Source organism: Nitrospirota bacterium (genome assembly GCA_016212215.1).
Taxonomy (GTDB): domain Bacteria; phylum Nitrospirota; class 9FT-COMBO-42-15; order HDB-SIOI813; family HDB-SIOI813; genus JACRGV01.
The window spans coordinates 1-21,997 of record JACRGV010000056.1 but is presented as its reverse complement, the minus strand read 5'-3'; the positions used below and the strand labels follow the sequence as shown (position 1 = coordinate 21,997).

At 44.4% G+C, this 21,997-nt stretch carries 25 protein-coding genes and 1 tRNA gene; 13 read left to right on the top strand and 13 right to left on the bottom strand.

Features of this window, described 5'->3' with window-relative positions:
* From HZA08_05275 to HZA08_05250, 6 genes are all read right to left on the bottom strand, one after another.
* On the bottom strand, positions 1–1,613 hold a 1,613-nt coding region (locus HZA08_05275), incomplete at its 3' end, for a 6-bladed beta-propeller (protein MBI5192835.1).
* A gap of 604 nt (positions 1,614–2,217) precedes the next feature.
* Positions 2,218–2,508 carry an antitoxin gene (locus HZA08_05270; GenBank protein MBI5192834.1) on the bottom strand — a complete coding sequence of 97 codons (291 nt, stop codon included), beginning with the start codon at positions 2,506–2,508 and terminating at the stop codon, positions 2,218–2,220.
* A 254-nt stretch (positions 2,509–2,762) separates the two neighbouring features.
* Positions 2,763–3,677, bottom strand: a complete 915-nt coding sequence (locus HZA08_05265; protein ID MBI5192833.1) for a branched-chain amino acid transaminase — start codon at positions 3,675–3,677, stop codon at positions 2,763–2,765.
* A 91-nt stretch (positions 3,678–3,768) separates the two neighbouring features.
* Positions 3,769–4,833: a magnesium/cobalt transporter CorA gene (corA, locus tag HZA08_05260; GenBank protein MBI5192832.1), complete on the bottom strand. Its 1,065-nt coding sequence runs from the start codon at positions 4,831–4,833 to the stop codon at positions 3,769–3,771.
* A gap of 33 nt (positions 4,834–4,866) precedes the next feature.
* Positions 4,867–5,391, bottom strand: a complete 525-nt coding sequence (locus HZA08_05255; protein ID MBI5192831.1) for an RES family NAD+ phosphorylase — start codon at positions 5,389–5,391, stop codon at positions 4,867–4,869.
* A 16-nt stretch (positions 5,392–5,407) separates the two neighbouring features.
* Complete coding sequence (locus HZA08_05250) at positions 5,408–5,809, bottom strand: DUF2384 domain-containing protein (protein ID MBI5192830.1); 402 nt, start codon at positions 5,807–5,809, stop codon at positions 5,408–5,410.
* Between the two features lie 243 nt (positions 5,810–6,052).
* Between HZA08_05250 and HZA08_05245 the strand changes: the two genes are divergently transcribed.
* On the top strand, positions 6,053–7,618 hold the full coding sequence (locus HZA08_05245) for a dehydrogenase (protein ID MBI5192829.1): 1,566 nt from the start codon (positions 6,053–6,055) through the stop codon (positions 7,616–7,618).
* Between the two features lie 55 nt (positions 7,619–7,673).
* On the opposite strand, the gene HZA08_05240 is transcribed toward HZA08_05245, so the two are convergent.
* Both HZA08_05240 and HZA08_05235 read right to left on the bottom strand, forming a co-directional pair.
* A complete protein-coding gene (locus HZA08_05240) occupies positions 7,674–7,982 on the bottom strand; it encodes an antitoxin (protein MBI5192828.1) in 309 nt (102 codons plus the stop codon).
* A 5-nt stretch (positions 7,983–7,987) separates the two neighbouring features.
* Positions 7,988–8,245 (bottom strand): toxin, encoded by a 258-nt coding sequence (locus HZA08_05235; GenBank protein ID MBI5192827.1) that lies wholly within the window; start codon positions 8,243–8,245, stop codon positions 7,988–7,990.
* A 166-nt stretch (positions 8,246–8,411) separates the two neighbouring features.
* On the opposite strand from HZA08_05235, the gene HZA08_05230 reads away from it, so the two are divergent.
* The 5 genes from HZA08_05230 (at position 8,412) to HZA08_05210 (ending at position 11,312) form a co-directional block, all read left to right on the top strand.
* A complete protein-coding gene (locus HZA08_05230; protein MBI5192826.1) occupies positions 8,412–8,624 on the top strand; it encodes a hypothetical protein in 213 nt (70 codons plus the stop codon).
* Positions 8,625–8,864: 240 nt separating this feature from the next.
* A complete protein-coding gene (locus HZA08_05225; GenBank protein ID MBI5192825.1) occupies positions 8,865–9,668 on the top strand; it encodes a hypothetical protein in 804 nt (267 codons plus the stop codon).
* Positions 9,669–10,001: 333 nt separating this feature from the next.
* Complete coding sequence (locus HZA08_05220) at positions 10,002–10,598, top strand: zeta toxin family protein (protein MBI5192824.1); 597 nt, start codon at positions 10,002–10,004, stop codon at positions 10,596–10,598.
* Entirely contained in the window at positions 10,582–10,764 is a 183-nt protein-coding gene (locus HZA08_05215; protein ID MBI5192823.1) for a hypothetical protein, read from the top strand. The genes HZA08_05220 and HZA08_05215 overlap by 17 nt, the downstream gene beginning before the upstream one ends.
* Positions 10,765–10,952: 188 nt before the next feature.
* Positions 10,953–11,312, top strand: a complete 360-nt coding sequence (locus HZA08_05210) for an SgcJ/EcaC family oxidoreductase (protein ID MBI5192822.1) — start codon at positions 10,953–10,955, stop codon at positions 11,310–11,312.
* Positions 11,313–11,515: 203 nt separating this feature from the next.
* Here the strand turns inward: HZA08_05210 and HZA08_05205 are convergent, their stop codons facing one another.
* A complete protein-coding gene (locus HZA08_05205) occupies positions 11,516–12,721 on the bottom strand; it encodes a class I SAM-dependent RNA methyltransferase (protein MBI5192821.1) in 1,206 nt (401 codons plus the stop codon).
* 294 nt (positions 12,722–13,015) lie between these two features.
* Between HZA08_05205 and HZA08_05200 the strand changes: the two genes are divergently transcribed.
* From HZA08_05200 to HZA08_05170, 7 genes are all read left to right on the top strand, one after another.
* Complete coding sequence (locus tag HZA08_05200) at positions 13,016–13,447, top strand: cytochrome c (GenBank protein MBI5192820.1); 432 nt, start codon at positions 13,016–13,018, stop codon at positions 13,445–13,447.
* A 3-nt stretch (positions 13,448–13,450) separates the two neighbouring features.
* Positions 13,451–14,044 carry a TetR/AcrR family transcriptional regulator gene (locus HZA08_05195; GenBank protein ID MBI5192819.1) on the top strand — a complete coding sequence of 198 codons (594 nt, stop codon included), beginning with the start codon at positions 13,451–13,453 and terminating at the stop codon, positions 14,042–14,044.
* Between the two features lie 415 nt (positions 14,045–14,459).
* Entirely contained in the window at positions 14,460–15,650 is a 1,191-nt protein-coding gene (locus tag HZA08_05190) for an efflux RND transporter periplasmic adaptor subunit (protein ID MBI5192818.1), read from the top strand.
* On the top strand, positions 15,647–16,840 hold the full coding sequence (locus HZA08_05185) for an ABC transporter permease (protein MBI5192817.1): 1,194 nt from the start codon (positions 15,647–15,649) through the stop codon (positions 16,838–16,840). The genes HZA08_05190 and HZA08_05185 overlap by 4 nt, the downstream gene beginning before the upstream one ends.
* A gap of 1 nt (position 16,841) precedes the next feature.
* Positions 16,842–17,567, top strand: a complete 726-nt coding sequence (locus tag HZA08_05180; GenBank protein ID MBI5192816.1) for an ABC transporter ATP-binding protein — start codon at positions 16,842–16,844, stop codon at positions 17,565–17,567.
* Between the two features lie 261 nt (positions 17,568–17,828).
* Positions 17,829–18,437, top strand: a complete 609-nt coding sequence (locus HZA08_05175; protein ID MBI5192815.1) for a YqgE/AlgH family protein — start codon at positions 17,829–17,831, stop codon at positions 18,435–18,437.
* An 84-nt stretch (positions 18,438–18,521) separates the two neighbouring features.
* Positions 18,522–18,974, top strand: coding sequence for a hypothetical protein (locus tag HZA08_05170; GenBank protein ID MBI5192814.1), 453 nt, complete (start codon positions 18,522–18,524; stop codon positions 18,972–18,974).
* 68 nt (positions 18,975–19,042) lie between these two features.
* On the opposite strand, the gene HZA08_05165 is transcribed toward HZA08_05170, so the two are convergent.
* The 4 genes from HZA08_05165 to HZA08_05150 form a co-directional block, all read right to left on the bottom strand.
* Positions 19,043–19,642: a hypothetical protein gene (locus tag HZA08_05165; protein ID MBI5192813.1), complete on the bottom strand. Its 600-nt coding sequence runs from the start codon at positions 19,640–19,642 to the stop codon at positions 19,043–19,045.
* Positions 19,643–19,832: 190 nt separating this feature from the next.
* Positions 19,833–20,345, bottom strand: coding sequence for an adenine phosphoribosyltransferase (locus tag HZA08_05160; GenBank protein ID MBI5192812.1), 513 nt, complete (start codon positions 20,343–20,345; stop codon positions 19,833–19,835).
* Between the two features lie 213 nt (positions 20,346–20,558).
* Positions 20,559–21,650 carry a sigma-70 family RNA polymerase sigma factor gene (locus HZA08_05155; GenBank protein ID MBI5192811.1) on the bottom strand — a complete coding sequence of 364 codons (1,092 nt, stop codon included), beginning with the start codon at positions 21,648–21,650 and terminating at the stop codon, positions 20,559–20,561.
* 22 nt (positions 21,651–21,672) lie between these two features.
* Positions 21,673–21,749 (bottom strand) — tRNA-Pro (locus HZA08_05150).
* Positions 21,750–21,997 lie beyond the last annotated feature (248 nt).

Below are 21,997 nucleotides of genomic sequence, written 5' to 3'. Positions count from 1 at the left end.
TCACTTATATAAATATTTCCTGCTGAATCTAATGTTAAGGCATGTGCCACGTTGAACCACCTGTTAAGATTTCCTGAAGCAGGGGCGGGAGGGATACCGGTCCATGTAGTCCCATTTCCAATACCCATAATAAATATCCCTGCACTATTAAACTTCTGAATACGGTGGTTACTCATATCTGCAACATATATATCCCCTGTTGTTGGATCTACTGCAACGTCATTTGCTTGTTTGAAACATCCATTTCCGGTTCCGCTAGCAGGTGCCGGCGCTGGGGCAGGGGCGCTCCATACAGTACAATTACCCATCCCCATAAGAAATACACCGGTGCTGTCAAACTTCTGGATTCTGTGATTGTCTCTGTCTGCTATATAAATATTTCCTGTATTATCAATTGCAATACCAACTGGATACCTGAACTGGCCATTTCCAGTACCTGATTTTCCCCACTTTAGGATAAACATGCCATTTGGATCGAACTTCTGTACCCTGTGATTAACGTTGTCTACAACATATACATTTCCGAAGCTATCAGTAACAGTTCCAACTGGATTATTAAACTGCCCGTTTGCAGACCCGCCGTTCCCCCAGTCCCTTTTATATAACTGTGTCTCTGCTGTGTTTGATGGGAAAAACCGCTGAACGCGATGGTTGTCCCTGTCGGCAATATAAACCCTCCCTTGTCCGTCTGTTGCAACTCCCCAAGGTAAGTTGAACTGACCATTTCCTGCACCATACCACCCCCATGCTGTAATGAATGTACCATTACTATTAAACTTTTGGATCCTGTGATTATTATGGTCTACGACAACTACATCACCTGCAGCATCTACTCCTATGCCAATCGGACCATTAAACTGAGCAGAAAGGGCAAATCTACTGTCACCTGAGCCACTCACCCCCCATTTTGTAATAAAGATACCATTACCATCAAACTTCTGAACACGATGATTGGAGTAATCAGCAACATACACATTTCCATCCATATCAACAGCTACGCCATAAGGATTATAAAATTGTCCGTTACCAGACCCATAGCCACCCCAGCCTCCGATAATGGCACAGGTACTATCAACCTTTGTAATATATTCAGTACCAATATTTGAAATAAACACATTACCAGTATTATGATCCACTGCCACTCCCTCAGGCCCAGATAAACCAGCTACCTGGCAAATCTGCTGGCCAAGGCTGTTTAACTTCTGTACCCTCCCATTAGAATAATCAGCAACCCATATATTACCAGCAGAATCCACGTCAATACCTTCAGGAGCATTTAGTTGACCAGGGCCTGTACCCGTTGACCCGATTGTTAATAGAAAGTTACCTGATGAATCAAATTTTACAATCCTGTCATTCACATTATCAGTTACCCATATATCCCCCGCCTGATCAACAGTAACCCCATGAGGCTGATTGAACTCATCATTCAGAGTTCCATAGCTCCCCCACTTCAGATCAAATACATAACTCTCACCATCCGGTGCAATAAAACTATATGGTTCCGGCCCCATAGAACTCCCGCCTTGATATTCCTCCCCAAAAACTGGAGAGATGCTTCCAATAAATGCCATCATAAAGATGGTTAATAATAACAGATGTCTTTTTATCATAGCTGCCTCCCTTGAAGCTCTTGCAAAATCAAGTTTATATATTTATGAGTTAAATCAGGAACAATCCCTTATTATATAGTGGAACATCCGGGTCAAGGGGCACGAATTCTAACCAGATTTTCTACGAGGCTGTTAAAGATAAGGGTACTTAGGGTAAAGTTTTTACTGACTGACTGACTGACTGACTGACTGACTGACTGACTGACTGACTGACTGACTGACTGCAATTTGCAGGCCAGATGCTGTTACTCGAGGGAACTATAGGAGAGGAAATCATCTCAACACCTCACGCAATATCAGTTTACTGGATAACTCTTAAATATCTTGCTTCAGGACGGTAGTTCAACTTATGGCAGGATATTAACAAAAATATAATTGGGCTGTCAAGAAGAATTTATGACGTGAATTTATGATGATGAAAATGATGCCCCCTCACCCGCACCTTCTCCCTGAGGGAGAGGGTGCTAAGTTTATTCCCTCCCCTTCAAGGGGAGGGTTAGGGTGGGGATGGGGTTATTTTCGGATGACCCTCATGAGCCTCCGGCTCACAAATGGAAATGAAAATAGTGAGCAGTAGTCAGCGGATGAAGGTTTAATAAGCTTGTTAGGTATGTCTCTTTTTACCTAATGAAAGCTCTCCTTCGTTAAACTTGTGAATGAGCATAGAAATGAGAGATTGATAAGGCAACCCTTCTTGTAATGCCTTAACTTTAATTTTATTCAAGTCCCTTTCAGTCACTCTAATATTGATCCGCCGTTGTTTGCTCAGGCTTTGCTTAGCATATTCCTGATATACTTGCCTTATTGATTTATTAAAGTCAGAAATCCATTCCCCCTTTTCTAAGGACTTCATAAGATATTTCTCTTCATCGTCAAGATATTTTAATTTATTCATTGCCGGCTACTCCAAAATATTTCTTAGTCGCTTTTCGATCTGGAATAATAGTGGTATTTCAAGATGAACCATCGTGAGCCGTGGGATCACAAAGGGGAATGAAAATTATCACAGGCACAAAGTAAAACGGCAGACACAAAGGCACAAAGTTAGAGAAAAAGGATTCTAAATTTTATACTTTGTGCCTTCTGCCTTTGTGCCTTTTTATAAGGATTTTCGGTTGAAGCTCAGCGTAAGACATGAGTACTACTATATTATATATAGGCCAGCCAGTCTTTGTACCTTTCTTCTTTTCCATGCACAATATTGAAGAAGGTGTCCTGAAGCCTTTTTGTGATTGGACCTGGTTTACCGCTTCCTACTACCCTGTTATCAACCTCTCTGACCGGTGTCAGTTCAGCCGCTGTACCGGTTAGAAATACCTCATCTGCAATATACAGGTCATCCCGCGTGAACCTTTCTTCAATCACAGTCATACCCATATCCCTTGCAATGGTGATAATTGATTCCCTCGTAATGCCGGCCAATATCGAGGTCAATGGCGTGGTCTTTATAATCCCCTTACGTACAACAAATATATTCTCGCCGCTGCACTCTGCAACATAACCATCCGGGTCAAGCAGCACGGCCTCGTCATAACCCGCAGCCTTTACCTCTTTCTTGGCAAGTATGGAATTGACATAATAACCGGGAACTTTTGCCCTTGTCATGGAGATATTTACATGATGCCTTGTAAAAGAAGATATTTTAACCCTGATACCTTTCTCAAGACCTTCGTCCCCAAGATAGGATCCCCATTTCCATGCCGCTATGGCCACGTTTATTGGATTATCCTCAATATATATCCCCATCGAACCATAACCAATGAACGCTATGGGACGGATATAACATGCCTCAAGACGATTCACCCTGACGACTTCCTTTATGGCCTCTGATATTTCCTGCATTGAGAAAGGTATCTTAAATGACATGATATGTGCAGACGCAAAGAGCCTCTCCACATGGTCATCAAGCCGGAATATCGCAGACCCGTTCTCTGTCTTATAACACCTGATACCCTCAAATGCCCCTACTCCATAATGAAGGGTATGGGTCAATACATGTATATTGGCATCCTTCCAGTTAACAAGCTTACCATCCATCCATATCTTTTCTGATTCATTCAGCATATCCTGTTCTCCCTTTTTTTATCAGTATAAAAACGTCTTCATTATACAACAACACCTGCGTCAGATGTCAATTGTGATATTCTTAAAGTTATTAAAGCCACTTCTTCTTTTTGAAATAGAATAACATGATGATGCTTATGGCAAACATGAAGACCATGACTGCAAAGTAGCCATACTGCCATTTCAGCTCAGGCATGAACTCGAAGTTCATTCCGTAGATACCGACTATAAACGTCAACGGAATAAAGATCGTACCTATAATTGTCAGGAACTTCATTATCTCATTCATCCGGTTGCTTATACTTGAGAGGTATATGTCGAGCATACCGGAGAGCATATCGCGTGATGTTTCTATGGCATCAATCACCTGAATGGTGTGGTCATAAACATCCCTTAGGTAGATGGCTGTTGTATTTTTAATAAGCGGTGAATCCCCACGCTGAAGTGTGCTTATTACTTCCCTCAGAGGCCAGACAGCCTTTCTCAGGAATATCATCTCCCTCTTGAGATCATGAATACTGTGCACAGTGCCTTTCTGCGGATTAGTAACCACCTCTTCCTCAATGTCCTCTATCCTCTCTCCGACCCCCTCAAGGATTGAAAAATAATTGTCTACTATCGCATCTATCAGCGAGTAGGCAAGATAATCAGCTCCCATCCCTCTGATGCGGCCATTGCCGCCCCTGAGCCTTTCCCTGACAGGACTAAATACATCACCTTCTATGCCCTCCTGAAAAGATATGACAAAGTTCGGGGTGAGTATCAGGCTGATCTGCTCTGTGATAATCTCTGTGCCTCTAACATTATGAAGCATCTTCAGGACAATGTATAAATAGTCCTTATAATCCTCCACCTTGGGACGCTGGTCAGTGTTCAGGATGTCCTCCATTACAAGGGGATGGAGACCGAAGCAATCACCGAGGCTCTGTATTATATCCGATTGATGCAGTCCCTCTATATTAATCCATGTTACTGTGGATTTATCTTTAAACGGAAAACACTGCTCTATAGTCTTTATCTCTACTTCCTGAAGATGCCCCTCATCATAATCAATAACCGTGATGTGAACATCTCTCCCGCTCTTTTCACCAATATGGACAAGTGTCCCCGGCGGAAGCCCGCTCTTCTTTGCCCTCTCTTTAATCAATCGTGCCATAAAATTAATATATCATATCGCAGTTAAGGCAGGCTACTCAGTTAAACTGATATCATCAATCTCAATCAAACACCCTTTACCGAGGTTATTCTCAAAGATAATCAAATTATCACCTTCACTCGTTGCTGATGGTACAATAAGCCCCCGGAATCCAGCCTCTCTTGCTATCATGCTGATTGCCTGGGTAATTGAATAATCGGATGAGATAAGATCATTTTTTGATAGGCCAATTATCTTGAGAGCGGATGCTTGTGTAAGGTCTAACACCTTATCAAGCCTGATATTAATCGTAGCAATGGCCAGTCTCCTCTGTAACATGGCATGTAACATGGCACGGGGCGCATGACGTTCTATCTCTTTTACCGCAATCTCCTTTGTAAGCGAGGTGTAAAGGATACCCCCTTCTCCTGTCAGGTGGTAACGGCCTGGGAAAAACCGGTTACCTTCTGTAGAAAGGACATTATCTTTAAATCTCTCAACAACCGCTCTGTAGACAGACCTTTCAAATGAAACTGTTGCAAGGGAAGATAAGGCTGTTAGATTGAGACTAAATGCCATAGACTATGACCATAGATTATGAATAGATTCCCCATTCCAGCATCCCGAGTACATTTCTCACCTGGTCAACTTCACCACGACTCAATAAATCTATTGGAGATTCTTCTCCCAATGTGTGATTAGCAGAAAGAAACCACGCCTTCCACGAGTCCCTTTCAAGTAGTCTTGCTGCCAACTGATATATGATCTCCAACTTATCTAAGGAGCGTACTGCTGACTCACCTGGTTCTGCAATCCCATCCCTCCATCGCTGAATGGTCTTCGGGTTAACAGCAAGACAGGAGGATAATATTTTAATGTCAATCCCTAATGCCTCACAGTGTGTAATAATTTTAAGCGTACTACTCTTTTTTAGTGCTTTGGCATCTTTACGTGGCTTTACATGGACCCTCTTCCTGACTACTTCTTTTGTCTGCATAACGATTACCTCCAAACCATGATTTTTCTATGGCAAAGTATAATAGTGCATTGGACATTTGTCAAGACAGATGTCCGCCAGAATATTCTCCGGCTGATGTTCCAAAAATAATTTTACTTTTCTGATTTTTTATCACGCAGGATTAGAACATTTATTCTCGCCCCTTGCAGTACCTGCATATAAATTATATCATCAGTTTAATTGCCGGATTAATAATTTCACTAGCAGAGAAGGAGGTGTTTCCTGAACTTAATAATAAGCAGGCTGCGGATACCCGTTGAAAAAGACGGGATAGATGAATATCTGAAGGCCGCTTCGCAAAGGCTGAACATTAATGAACAGGATATAAAATTCGTTAAAATTCTGAATAAATTACTTGATTTGAGCTGTAAAGATCAGTTCTACTACGAGATTTCAATAGTTGTCACCACTCCTCCTCTCTTCGATAACAAGGGAAACCTCCCTGTATACACTAAAGAGATCACAACTGGCAGAACATCAAAAAACATCAAAGAGAGACCTGTAATAGCAGGGTTCGGCCCTGCCGGAATGTTCGCAGCCCTTGAGCTTATTGATTATGGGATTAGACCTCTGATATTTGAAAGGGGTAAAAGAATAGAAGAGCGCTCCATTGATGTTCAGAGATTTATTAAAGAAAGGGTGTTAAACCCTGAATCAAATATCCAGTTTGGTGAAGGCGGCGCAGGTTCATACTCGGATGGCAAGCTGTTTTCCAGGACAAAAAATACGAAACACATAAACAGGGTGCTGGATACCTTTATAAAATTCGGTGCCCCTGAAGAGATAGGGTACATCAGAAAACCTCATCTCGGTACGGACGTCTTGTGCAGAATAGTTCGTAATATAAGGGACCATATCCTTGAAAGAGGCGGAGAGATACATTATAGCTCCAAAGTAACTGACATCCTTATATCAGGTGATACAGTCTCAGGCGTAGTAATAAACGGGGAGAAGGAGTATCGTTCTTCAACTCTCTATCTTGCGGTGGGCAATTCTGCACGGGACTCTTATGAGATGTTTCACAAAAAAGGGATCGCTATTGAGCAGAAGCCGATTTTAGTCGGGGTAAGAATAGAGCATCCTGCTGAAATTATCAATCTTATAAGGTATGGAAATAAGTACAAGGATTTTTGCGGCATAGGGGCTGCGGCCTATTCATTCAACTACACCAATCGAAAAGCAGGACGCGGGGTGTATACATTCTGCATGTGCCCCGGAGGTGAGGTAATAAATGCCTCATCTGAAAATGGCATGTTGGTTGTAAACGGCATGAGCTACTCAAACAGGTCTTCAGAATTCTCAAATTCAGCCCTTGTTGTAACCTGTCATACAGATGATTATAAATCAACTGATCCATTGGCCGGTATTGAGTTCCAGAAGGCCATAGAGCGCAAAGCATTTGATGCAGGAGGAGGAAGATGGCAAGTCCCTGCACAGAACCTGATAGATTTTTTATCCGGTAAGCCATCTGTCAACTTAAATAAAAATTCATTTAAGATGGGGGCCGCATCTGCTGATATGAAAGGAATCCTTCCAGACTTTATATCCGGGCCGCTTTTAAACGCATTTAAAAGATGGAAAGAGGATTACCCTCTGTTTGTTTCAGACCATGCAATATTGTTAGGTGCAGAAACAAGAACCTCCTCCCCTGTAAGAATAAAACGCACGGGAAAATATGAATCAGTAAATATAAAAAACCTCTACCCGATAGGCGAAGGTTCAGGTTATACAGGCGGTATAACGAGTTCTGCAGCGGATGCTATAAGGGCTGTGGAGGCAAGTCTGTAAACGCATATATCTTGCGTTTGAACACCTAATGTTATAGACCCGGTGCAGCGCCTTGTTAGCATTTCACTTGATTTTTAAGCAATTGAATGCTCTTTATTATTTCATTTTGATCAACGAGCCTGTCTGTAACAAACTTATGAAGGATGCTTGAAATAAGCGTTTGATATGGCACACCTTCTTTTTCAGCTTTTAATTTCAGTTGATCCAAATCTTGACTGTTAACACTGAGGCTTATATTTCTTTTCTCGCCTGCTTTTTTTATTATTTGTTCTATTTTCGCAACTTTGCTTTTTGAGGCTCTTTTATATTTCAGAATATTTTCCTCAATATCTTTTTCGTATTCATCTAATTTAACATCAGCCATGGTAGTTACTCCTTATATTTTTTCTGAAGTTTTCGGCTTGGATAAACAGTTTTTAAAATAATATTTGATTCAGCGTCTACAACAAATGACACCGAGTAAATGTAATTATTCAATTCTATAATAAAAATCAACTGATTATTTTTGGAGGGATGTTCCAGAATGTCCAGATACTTTTTTCCTAAAATAATTTCAGAAATAGTTTCAAAAGATATATTCCGTTCTAATTTTAGTTTTTTATTTTTATCTTCATCCCAGATTATCATGAATTAATTATATTGCTATTGCATATACAATGTCAATCTATTCTGAGGCTCTTGCAAAAGTCGTCATTCCCGTGAAAACGGGAATCTGGTTTATAACTGACAGAGATGAGGGTGTTCCCTGGATTTAATAATAAGCAGTCTGCTGATACCCTTTGAAAAAGACGGGATGAATGAATATTATCCTCTGTTTGTTTCAGACCATGCGATATTGTTAGGTGCAGAGACAAGAACGTCCTCCCCTATAAGAATAAAACGCACTGGAAAATATGAACCAGTAAATATAAAAAACCTCTACCCGATAGGCGAAGGTTCAGGTTATACAGGCGGTATAACAAGTTCGGCAGCGGATGCTATAAAGGCTGTGGAGGCAAGTCTGTAAATTATATTAAGGCTCATCGTGCTGCGGCCTTGGTCAAGTATGTTTGTTTTTTGGCCTTGACTCTGCATGTGTAACTCTTTTATAGTATCGTTATCAAGGCATAATGCCTTGATATTGGCATCAGGCAAAACTGCCCGAAGACCATGCTAACATAGTAATATCATGCAAATTTGCCTGTTAATAAATAGTTAGGCTCTCATCATGACAATGAAGCTTTTGAAGCTATTAATCTGCGTTCTAATGGCCTGTCTATTTTCTGGCTGCGCAACTTGGGCACAACACGGGGTTACCGCCGAGCACAACAAAAAATTCCATATCGCAGTATTGCCCATAGAGGTAACGGCGGAGATCGGGAAAATATCAGATATCACGACATCGCCGTCCGGGGGCGCCGATGAAAATAAACTTATTCAAGAGCAGATGAAAAATGTAGGTGAGCAACTAACTCGCGCCCTGAATTCAAGATTGATCGAGAGCGAATATATTGAAATAGTTCCCATTGAATCTTCCGGGGCCAACACCAGCATTTTGGCGCCCGCTGCTCCGCAAGCATGGAGCGCTAAGGAATTCGACAAATTGAAGATCGGACGCGACGTGCAAGCTGTGTTGCTGGTCAGATTGGCGGGATACGGGAAAATGAAAAGAAAGTGGCTTACCTATCTGATTGGCACCGGAGTCGTGGAGGGCATGGTGCAAGGAGTCTTGGCCGCCAAACTGGTTCACAACACTTGGGTTGGTATTGCGCTTGCACTGGAGGAAGTTGGTCAAGAGATCTTGGTTTGGGGCGGTAGCTCCTTCCTTTTCAACAAGTATTATGCGCCCGTCACGCTTGAAGCACAGTTGATCAGCACGCTGGATGGAAAGTCAATGTGGGACGATACCGTCTTCGTCAGTGTCGACAAAAAGGCCATCAAAGCGCTTCCGGAGGAAGATCGAAAAAAGAAGGAAAACCAGTTGTATCTAACGGCAAAGAAAGCACTCAATGAATTAGCCGGTGATCTCGATAAAACGGCAAAGAGTAACTTAAGCTTCAAAAGTGATTAAAAGTAAATTAGGGACATCTATGATAAGTAAAGTCAAGAGGAAAACGGAGATTTCCCTCCTGCTCCGGTTTTATTGTCTACGGTGGTACGTTATATCATCTGTCCCTGTTCTACCTTTTTAAATCCTTCTTTGGTCCACTTTAATAAAGTGACCAGACATCCATTTGCTGTCTCAGGGCTGAGTGAAGCCCCTGTCTTCAGGGCTTTCTTGTGCCCTTTACAGAAGACTAAGTTTGAACAGCTAAAAGGGGAGATTGTACATTTTTAATTGACACATAAACACCATGTTGCTATTTTAATCACATAAAAACAAAGTCCTATTCATAATATACGAATGACAGTACATCCACATATTATAGTAATTTCAGGGCCAAATGGGGCAGGGAAATCAACGACTGCTCCTTCACTGCTTCAAGGGACACTTGGGGTAATGGAATTCGTTAATGCAGATGTGATTGCTCAGGGTTTATCAGCCTTTCAGCCTGAGGCAGCCGCCTTTCACGCAGGGCGTATTATGCTTGAACGCCTGCATTACTTAGCAAAGGAAAAGGTAAATTTTGCTTTTGAAACAACCCTTGCCATCCGGGCGTTCGCATATTGGATTGAAGAATTACGCAAAACAGGTTACGTATGTCATTTAGTTTTTCTATGGTTGCCGAGTCCTGAACTTGCCCTTGCTCGTGTGCAAGAGCGTGTCCGAATAGGTGGTCATAATGTACCTGAAGAGATTGTCCGACGCCGGTATTATGCGGGCATGAGAAATTTCTTTCAACTTTACCGGCCCTTGACAGAATCATGGTATTTTTATGATAATTCAGTTGCAGGTAGTCCGGATTTGATAGCTTCAAATACTAAGGAAGATGGTATTTATATTGGTAATTCAGAGATATGGAAGCAGATAGAGGAGAAATACAATGGCAGAAGAAAATGATAGAATTTCTGAGCTATTTGAAAATAAAGAGATAATCACACAGGCGCTGGCCCGTGGCGTTCAAGAAGCCTTATTGAAACATAAACAGGCTGGAAATCTTGTAGCAGTCTGGCGTGATGGTAAGATAGCTTGGATTAAACCGGAAGAAATCCAAGATGCAGCGTAGCCTCTCGTAATAGGGCACTGGCTCATCTGTGGCATTTTGCCGGCAGGTTGAACATCTGAATACAATCTGAACGGTATGTTATTGCGGTTTGGTAATCAGAAACTAAAGGAGACGAAGAAATGAACAATGATCTACAGGACATTAAGAACGTGATATACGCGTTTGGCGACTGATGGAATCGGCATGACATGGAGGAGTTCGCCCGGTTGTTCGCCGAGGATGCCGAATTCGTCAATGTCGTCGGTCTGTGGTGGAAAGGCCGGGAGCAGATAAAACGCGCTCACGAGGCAACACATGCTTCTATGTTCAAGAACAGTCGCCTCACGATAGCCAACATTGCCGTCCGCTTCGTGAAGTCAGATGTTGCCATCGCTCGCTCCTCGTGGGAACTGACAGGCCACGTAGGGCCGTCTGGAGAAGTCCTTCCCATGAGGAAGGGAATTTTGATGAATCTCGTAGTCCGCAAAGACGATAATTGGGAAATAATAGATTCTCAGAATACTGACATCATTGAAGGTGTTCTCGCACCACCACAACAGCAGAGTTAGGGGTCGGGCACGCTATCCTTTTGATTTACAATGGGAATGATTTCAAGAAATAGGCATTTTTACTCCTTACACCGTCATTTATATATGTAAAATCATTGAGATAAGCTTAGAAAGTAAGATGATGCAGGGTATACCTTTTGCTATACTCAATACTTCAACAGGACATACAAGAGGACAGGCAGGTTATGGAAGAGCAGGTGTCATTATTTTTCCCTGCTCCCCTCATACAATGGATACTCAAGGAGTCTACATTCAATGGGGCCGTTATAAAAGGGCACCCTTCTTTTTGCCTTCAATCCCACTTTTTTTGCCAGGTCAGGATTTCCTGTAAAGATATATCCGGTATATCCTTTGCACTTCTGTTTCATAAAGTCGCCGATTCCCTTGTACACTCTCTCAAGCTCTTCTACCATCCCCATTCTTTCTCCATATTCGGGGTTTAGGATGACTATTCCGCTGCCGTCCGGGATTGAGGTTTCGGAATAATCACATACAGAAAATTCAATAAGGTGTCCCACGCCGGCGGTATCAGCATTCTTTCTTGCGGCATCTACTGCATCTCTCCTGTTATCAGAAGCAATAATCCTGCAATCCATGGTCTTCCTGGCCTCTTTTTTCGCCTGTGTGCGGAGTTCATTCCAAAGATGTTCATTAAATCCCTTCAGATGCATAAACCCGTAATTGTCTCTTAATATCCCTGAAGCCCTGTTCAGACCTGCTATGGCGGCCTCGATGGCAAGTGTGCCGCTGCCGCACATTGGATTGATAAAGTGGCCGGCGCCGTTCCATCCTGTAGCCATGATAACAGCAGCCGCAAGAGTCTCCTGCATGGGAGCCGTCAATGGAATCTTTCTGTAGCTGCGTCTGGAGAGGGGTTCCCCTGAGGTGTCAAGATAGATTGAACAGTTATTATCCTTCCAGTACAGGTTCACCACAACCCTATCTCTTTCAGGTCCCGAATCAGGACGCTTTCCGCACTTTCTCTTGATCCTGTCCACGATCGCATCTTTGCACTTTACATTGGCAAATAACGAGGTCGTAATCGTTGGATTATCCACGCTGGATGTCACACAGATATATTCATCACTTGCTATATAATCCTCCCATGCTATACCCGATACCGCACGATAGAGGTCATCCGCATTTTCCGCACGGAATTCCCTAATGAGAAAGAGGACGCGATGCCCTGTGCGGAGAAGGAGATTTAGCCGGAGGGTATCATCCAAAGTCCCCTCTGTCTCAATGCCCGCAACAGTTTCAGAGATTACGGGAAATCCGAGCAGAAGGATTTCTTCCTTCAAATAAGGTGTTATCCCCTTAGCACATGTAATAAGTATTTTGTTTTTCTTCACCCGAAAATAACCCCATCCCCACCCTACCCCTCCCCTTGAAGGGGAGGGAATCAACATAGCCCCCTCTACCTCAGGGAGAGCTGCAATTAAATTCCTTCCAAATCCCTCCCCCCTCTTTTGCGGGGGGAGGCAGGAGGGGGGATCAGGGTGAGGGTGGGCTTTTCATCCCCCTTTGTGAACCATGGCTTATCTGAGTTTGCCGGAAGCCTCCTGCCAATATCGCATTTTCCAGAGTCAGACGCACATTATAACATGAGCCCATTGAAAAATCTTGTTCCCGAATAACTTGACACGGCAGATTTATTTTATTAATATGTAAGTGAACGTTTACTTACATAGGAGGTTTTTATTATGAGAAGATTTAAGATATTGTTTTTTGTGCTGGCGGTTCTTATTGCCGCACCTGCTGTGACAATGGCAGAGCTTCAGTTGAGGACTATTATGAACGGGATGAATGATCGTATGAAGGCAATAGTAGATGCCATAAACCGCGAAGATTTCAAATCAATCGAAGAAAATGCAGTGAAGATTGCCGGCCATGACAAGCCTCCGGTAACAGAACGTATACGGATATTAGGATTTATGAAAAGGCAGGCGCCTGAGCTGAAAGGTATGGATGACAAGGTTCATGCAAGTGCAAAGGAACTTGGAGAATCTGCAAAGAAGAGAAACATTGACGCTGTAGTCAGCAGCTTTGCAAAGGTTCAGAAGGCATGTATCGCCTGCCATACAAAATTCAAGGCACAGATAGTGGAGCATTTCTATCAGGGAGAAAAGAAATAAGTTATGGCTCTAAAAAAAGAGAAAACAGAAACAAGAAGGGATCAGATAGTGCAGGCTGCCCTTGAGGTTATTGGAGAAGGGGGCATACAAGGCCTTACAACACTAAGTATTGCAAAAATTGTCGGAATATCAGAGGCCAATCTCTATAGGCATTTCGAGAATAAGGATGCCATATTAACTGCTGTTATTGAACATATAGATCAGACACTTTCATATAATCTTAGGACTGTTATTGATGGGCCATCCGGACCGGTAGAAAAACTGGAAACTATTTTTAATCAGCACATCTCCATGATTCAGGATAACAGGGGGATCCCGAGGATTGTTTTCTCATCAGATACAATACTAAGGACGGAACTCCGTGATAAGATGCACTCTCTTATAAACCGTTACCTGAAGACTCTGACAGATATATTAAAAAAAGGTATCAGAGGAGGCAGTATCAAATCCGACATGAACGCAGAGGCAACAGCCGCAATGTTTATAGGCATGATACAGATAAGCGCCATAAGGTGGACTTTTAGTAATTTTCAGATGTCATTATCCGGGGAGAGCAGGAAATTGTGGCAGGCTTATAAAAAGATTATCAAAGTGTGAATAATGGGGCATGATAATAGTGAGCATCGAGTAGAAGTAAGAGGTAAGAAGAAAGAAGTAAGAAAAATGCTGTCATGATGAGCCTGTCGAACCATGACGAACAGCCAGTTAGGAGATTTTCGGATGAACCCACATGAGCCGAGGGTTCACAAAGGGCAATGAAAACCCCACCCTCACCCGGACCCTCTCCCTGAGGGAGAGGGTGCTTAGTTTTTATCCCCTCCCCTTCAAGGGGAGGGTTAGGGTGGGGATGGGGTTGATTTTCGGATGAACTGTCATGAGCGGGGCGCTCACAAAGGGCTATGAAAATCAGCGGGACAAGAATGTCCCGCCTATCCTCGTAGATATGGATAGGCGGGGTTTTCTTACCCCGCCGGAAGGGATTTTCGAGTGAACTATTTTGGAAGGAGATAAGATGAAAATTCCCATAACCCTGCAACGCCAGGTCTGGTTTGCTGCTTTCGGTATCTTACTGGTGGTTGCATTTGGGTGGGTAGCGACGAAGAGCGGGCCGCTGGCGCCTACACGGGTGACCATAGTTCAGGTTACGAAAGGGGATGTATCACCTGCCTTGTTCGGCATCGGTACAGTGGATGCACGGCGCACGTATCTCATAGGACCGACTGCTGCGGGCCGGGTGAAGCAGGTACTGGTTGATGTCGGCGATACGGTCAAACATGGTCAGTTACTGGCGGAAATGGAGACTGTGGACCTCAACGATCGCGTGGCCTCTGCTGTTGCCGCGTATAACCGTGCAGGCAGTGCCGTGGAAGCTGCTGAAGCCCAGGTGAATGATGCTAAGAGCCGCAAGGAATTGGCTGACATTGAGGAACGCCGTTACATAGACCTTGGTCAAAAGGATATCGTCAGCCGGAGTACAGTGGAGGGCAAGGTACAGCAAAAAAGATCTGCGGATGCACTGCTCGCCTCAGCAGAAGCCGCACTGGCCGGAGCAAGGAAAGAGCTGGCCAGGCTAACCGCTGAAAGTGAAGGAGTAAGGCAGCAACGGCAGAATATCAACATGGTATCGCCCGCCGACGGTGTTGTAATTTCACGGTATGCTGAGCCCGGTTCCACTGTCGTAGCCGGACAGGCTGTACTCAAGCTGGTGCAGCCCGCCGGTCTCTGGATAACTGTAAGATTAGATCAGGGCCGCTCCGCCGGTCTCAGGGTAGGCCTGCCCGCTTCAATCACGCTTCGCTCCAATCCAGGAAAAGCCTTTAAAGGAAGGGTCGTCCGCATCGAACCTATCAGCGACAGTGTAACAGAGGAACGCATAGCTGAGGTGGCTTTTGATAGTCTTCCGCAAGGGGTGTCTATCGGTGAAATGGCTGAAGTAACTCTGCACCTGCCTGTTATCAACAACGCCATCATACTGCCGAACGCCGGTCTGCACCATCAAGGCGGCCAAACCGGTGTCTGGCTGTATAAGGATGCGCATATACGTTTTGTACAGGTGGAAACCGGGGCAGAAGGCCTCGATGGCAAGGTTCAGATTGTCGGGGGACTGCAAGCCGGCGACGAGGTCATCATCTACAGCGATCGGGAGATCAGGGAAGACAGCCGCATCAAGGTAGTTTCTTCATTGGGAGGGAAAACAAAATGATCAGCCTCGCGGGCCGCGACATACTTCATTCATGGGGCAAGTTCGTCCTCACCGGCCTGGGACTGGGGCTGCTTATCGGTGTTACATTCACGATGGCAGGGGTCTACCGCGGTATGGTGGACGACGCTAAAGTCCTGCTCAACAACAGCGGCGCTGATCTGTGGGTGGTACAGAAAGACACACTGGGCCCCTATGCCGAGTCGTCCAGTATTCACGATGATGTCTACCGTGATATTCTCGGCATGCCCGGTGTGGCTAAAGCCGCCAATGTCACCTATCTCACCATGCAGGTGCGTAAAAACAGCGCCGACGTGCGAGTTATGGTGGTGGGATTCGAGCCCGGACAGCCGGGAGAACCGGGCTATCTGACGTCAGGCAGGCGTGCCGTCCGCAGCCATTACGAGGCAATAGCTGATGTCAAAAGCGGATTTGCACTGGGTGACCGTATCCGCATCCGCCGGCATTATTACAATGTGGTCGGCCTCAGCCGGCGAATGGTTTCCTCCGGCGGCGATCCGATGGTGTTTATTCCACTAAAAGATGCACAGGAGGCACAATTCCTCAAGGACAACGATGCCATTGTCAGCGAACGCAGCCGCACCGCTGCCAATCCCGCCCTCAATCGTCCCGGAGTTCCGGGGTTGCTGGATGCGATTGAGGCATCTCAGGCAAACAACCACAATGTCAATGCAGTGCTGGTGCGGGTAGCTGATGGCCGCTCTCCCGAGGCAGTTGCAAAGGACATCCGCCGCTGGAAGCATTTACAGGTCTATACCCGTGATCAGATGGAAGAGATACTGGTCGCTAAACTGATTGCTACCTCTGCCAGACAAATAGGCATGTTCCTCGTGATTCTGACCATCGTCAGCGCGGCTATAGTTGCTTTCATCATCTACACTATGACCATGGGCAAGATCAGAGAGATCGCTGTATTGAAACTGATCGGTACACACAACAGCACTATTGCCGGTATGATCCTGCAACAGTCGCTGGGGCTGGGCCTGATCGGCTTTACCGTAGGCAAGATAGCCGCCACAATCTGGGGACCGGCCTTCCCAAGATATGTACTGCTCGAACCCGGTGATGCAGTGCGGGGATTTGTAATCGTGATGATTGTCTGCACTATTGCGAGTACCATGGCTATACGCGCGGCACTCAAGGTTGATCCGGCAACAGCGATCGGAGGCTGACATGGACAAAGGAATCGGCATCCATATAGAAGGCTTGAGCAAACGTTACGGTGAAGGCGAGACTGCCGTAAATGCGCTCAGGGAAGTAAATATGAGTGTAGCCCCTGGCGAGGTGGTTGGACTCGTCGGCCCCAGCGGCGCCGGCAAGACTACCCTGCTGAAATGCCTGGGTGCGGTTATCGAACCGACACGAGGCCGCATGACACTGGGCAGTGAGGTAATTTATGACAACGGATGGAAGATTTCCGACCTCAGGGTACTTCGCCGGGATCGCATAGGATTCATATTCCAGTCGCCGTATCTGATCCCCTTTCTCGATGTAACCGACAACGTAGCCCTTTTGCCCATGCTGGCGGGACGGGGCAATGGAGAAGCACGCACAAGGGCGATGGAGCTACTGCAGGCGCTCGATGTGGCACACAGGGCAAAGGCACAACCTTCCGAGCTTTCCGGCGGCGAGCAGCAGAGGGTATCCATTGCACGTGCACTTGCCAATAAACCTCCGGTGATCCTCGCCGATGAACCCACCGCTCCGCTTGACAGCGAGAGGGCGCTGGCCGTGATGAGCATACTAAACCGGATGGCCGGCCAGTACCATACCGCTATCATCGTAGTGACACATGACGAAAAAATCATCCCCACTTTTAAGCGTATCTACCACATCCGTGATGGTCAGACTTTTGAGGAAATAAATGAATCGCCTATCACGATAGGCGGGGTTTTATAACCCAGTTGAAAGGCTATTTGCATGATACATCACTCGAAAATCCTCTCCGGCGGGGTAAGAAAACCCCGCCTATCCATGTGTAAATTTGGGGGAACCCGGCCTATCCATGCCTAAATTGAGGATAGGCGGGACATTTTTGTCCCGCTGCTTTTCATGTCCCTTTGTGAAACCCAGTTTCATGACAATTCACTAAGAATTGCTGAAATCAATATGAATCTCTGTTCATCTTGTGATAAACTGCTTTTATTCAGGATAACAGGTATGATGAAACGAACTCTAACAATCTTTATATTGACAATATTACTTGCAGTAATCCCGCTGACTGCATTCTCTTATAAGCAGAGGGAATCTGTTCCTCTTGCAAAGGGGGTATTTCTTGTTTCCACTCCAAAATTAAAAGACCCGCATTTTTATCAGACAGTCATCCTGATAGTTAGCTATGGACCGGAAGGCGCATTCGGCATTGTCATTAACAAACCGACAGACATTAATGTCCGTAAGGTTTTACCTGACATCAGGATTAATAGAAAGGGTATTTTGTCCCTGTACATGGGTGGACCTGTGGAACAGAATAATATTTATCTGTTATTCACATCAGATACACCGCGTGACGGTGCACAACCTGTTATTGAAAATATTCATTTCACTTTCAGGAAAGATATTGTAACAAACCTTCTCCAGGATAAAGACTTAAAAAATAAGGTGCGGATTTATTCAGGATATACCGGCTGGGCACCGGGGCAACTCGAACATGAGATAAACCACGGTGCATGGATAACGGTTAAGGGTGATATAAAGAAGGTATTCAGCGATAACCCTTTGAGTATATGGCCTTCATACTTCAGCGGGTCTGAGGAATTATTAATTTAAAAAAACACTTTTTTGTTCTCTGCAATTAAATTATAATATAGAAAAAATTAATCAGGTAAAACAATAATAAGGAGGAAGCATAGTATGGATTTTAAATCACCGGAAACACTAAATGAAGAACATCTTGAACTTCACAAAGAACTTGCAGGACTGAAAAACGTCGGAGGGGATATAGGAGAGGCAGCAGATCTGGTTATTGAGCTTATGCACCCTCATTTCATGAAAGAAGAGGAATATGCCATGCCGCCGCTCGGCTTATTAAAAACTCTGGCAACAGAAGAAGCAACCCCTGAAATGAAGGCAATCATTGATATTACAGACAGATTGAAGATGCTTATGCCGAGGATGCTTGAGGAGCATCAACAAATATTTGAGGGTTTGCTGAACCTTGCAAATGTTGCAACAAAAGAGAATAAGCTGGAGTATGCCTCAATTGCAAAGAATCTTATTGCACACGTGAAGATAGAAGAGGAATTCTACTACCCTGCTGCATTACTTGTAGGCGAGTATCTGAAGTTAAAATTAAATAAGGAATAGTGTTTGCTTAGAAGCGCTTCCTTCAGTCACTTTACATCGTACCACGGCGGATTCATTATTTATTCCATTTAGAAGCGGTACATTATTCCGCTGATTAATCCCTTCCGGGTATGGTAGTCTACATTGAGAAGTATTCGGCGGGTCATTGAGATGCCGACCCCGCCGAGGAGGTTAAGGTAGTAACGGTCTTCAACGTGCCCCCATGTCTCCATGAATTCTGAAGTAACTCCGTTCTGGAGTTGTATATCCTCACGGAATACATAAAGGTCAGAGATTCTTTGTTTGGAAACACCGAGACCGGCGTTGAGGTATAGCCTTGATATGACAGGTAATCTGTATCCTAATTTCCCGAACACCTCCCATTCATCACCATCATAGTATCTGCCTCTTTTCTCACAGTTTTTTGGGTCTGTGTTCTTAAAATCCTGACAGGGGCCTTCAAGGCTCTGACGTGTGGGGACATAACTCCACGGATAATCAGTAGTAAATTTTGTGGACAAACCAAGCATGGCATATCCAAATTTAAAATCCCGGCCGGCAGAGATTCCACTGCTGTTTCTGCCCATATCAAAGGAGAGATTTGCTGCGTGGGCCTTTGTGACTGGAAATAGAAAAATTAAACACAGAGATACAGAGGCACAGAGAAATGCTATATTAAAATATTTCATACGAAAATCAACCCCATCCCCACCCTAACCCTCCCCCCTCAAGGGGGAGGGAATAAACGTAGAACCCCATCCCGTCAAGAGAGGGGTAATTTAGTAGTATTCTATTATTTCTTACCTCTTGCTTCTAACTTCTTGCATCTTGCTTCTACCCTCTACCTTCAGCCTATCCACCTTCAACCTAATTACCTATTTAATACGACAACAACGATAACACATTATATCCATCTAATTTATTTCTCCCCTGCAGGGCTGATAGTTCAATCAGGAATGCTATGCCGTGAATAATGCCGCCTAATTTTTTTACTAATTGGACAGTCGCTGCCACGGTTCCGCCTGTTGCAATAAGGTCATCAACGATCAGCACCCGTTCGCCAGGTGCAATTGCATCCTGATGTATAGCAAGGGAATCGGTTCCGTATTCGAGGTTGTAACGTGCTTCATAAACATCGCTGGGAAGTTTTCCGGGTTTCCTTACAGGAACAAAACCCGCATTGAGACGATATGCAACAGGGGCGCCGAATATAAAACCACGCGACTCCATTGCAATGACCTTCTGAACACCATCTCCTTCATAGAAACTTCCTATTTTATCTACCACACGTTTAAATGCCGCCGCATCCTTTAACAGTGTAGTAATATCATAAAACAGTATACCCTCTTTTGGAAAATCCGGTATCTCCCGTATCTTAGACTTCAAGTCCATTTTTGCGTCTCCTCCTTTTTAGTTTGTCCTTTGGAATATTTTATCTTAAAAACCCCATCCCCACCCTAACCCTCCCCTTGAAGGGGAGGGAATAAATGGAGCACTCTTTCCCATCAAGGGGGAGGGAATTCTTTTCTCATTTCTATCTTCTTACATCTATCTTCTTACTTCTTGCTTCTATCGTCCACTCATCACTAATCACTAACCACTGTCTTAAAGCACTTCTTCCTTCCTTATCTTCCTTTTCTGTATAATCGCTCTCAGCTTAATAAGTGATGTTGCCTCTATCTGACGTATCCTTTCCCTTGTCAGCCCGAACTCCTGTCCTATCTCCTCAAGGGTCATCGGCTCATCTCCTAACAATCCAAATCTCTTGCAGATTACCTTCTTTTCCTTATCTTTAAGCTCTTTTAACCACATATCTATCTGGTGACGCATGCTTATCCATTCTGCTATCTTTGCAGGTGAGTTGATGGTGCTGTCTGCAATAATATCCCTGAGATAACTCTCCTCTTTATCACCTACCGGTGTCTCAAGGGAATAGGTCTTCCGGATAAGCTGTTTTAATTCCTCTACATCTTCAGTCGTATACTTCATCCTGTCGGCAACTTCCTCGGTGGATGGTTCACGTCCGTATTCCTGAATCAATATCTCCACAACAGAAAGATATTTATTAATGTGCTCAGCCACGTGAACAGGGAGTCTTATGGTCTTGGTTTGATTTATGATAGCCCGCTCAATTGACTGCTTTATCCACCATGAAGCATAAGTGCTGAATCTGAAGCCCTTCGTATGGTCATACCTCTCAACTGCCTTCATAAGTCCGATGTTTCCTTCTTCAATGATGTCAGCCAGGGGAAGCCCTCTGTTTAAGTACCTCTTCCCAATATTAACAACAAGCCTCAGATTCGCCTCAATCATATTAAGCCTGGCACTTTCATCACCAAGTAATATTGCTTGAGCAAGTCTCTGCTCATCTTCAAATGTAAGGAGGGTTGTCAGACTTATTTCATGCAGGTAAGACCTGATAACATCAAGGTCAGGGGCGCGTTCTTTTTCCTCTTCTTCCTCTTCTTCTTCAGGCTCTGTAGCCTCCGGTTCGGCTTCTATTTCTATAGCCTCTTCTATTAACCCATCCGGTATTACCCCTGGAAAGACATCTGTATCTGCCGGCTCGTCTGTGTCTCCATGGAGCGGCGGGAGCGCTGCGTCTTCTTTTACTTCTTTTTCATCTTTTTCCTCTTCATCAATAATCGGAGGTGCAATATCTCTATCCTTACCTTTTTTAATTTTTTTTCTACCCATACAATTCCTTGGTTGAAGGTTTTGGTCGGGGCGAGAGGATTTGAACCTCCGACTCCATCGTCCCGAACGATGTGCGCTGCCAGGCTGCGCTACGCCCCGAATGGATGAGATATACAATGTACTTTAGGACTTCACTGACATTGTATTTTCATTCCGGCTATTTTAATTTGGATAACCATTAAATGTCAACCTAATTAACAGAATAACAGGTAACCCTTCAGTGAGGCGTGGGAACCCGGTCGTGGGGTAAGCCTCCTTTCCAATATTATGGGGGTTGTATGTACTATAGGTTTGATGGCGGTGAAGTCCCTGAAGGGAAGAGAAGTTTGAAGGGATCGAGGGTCATG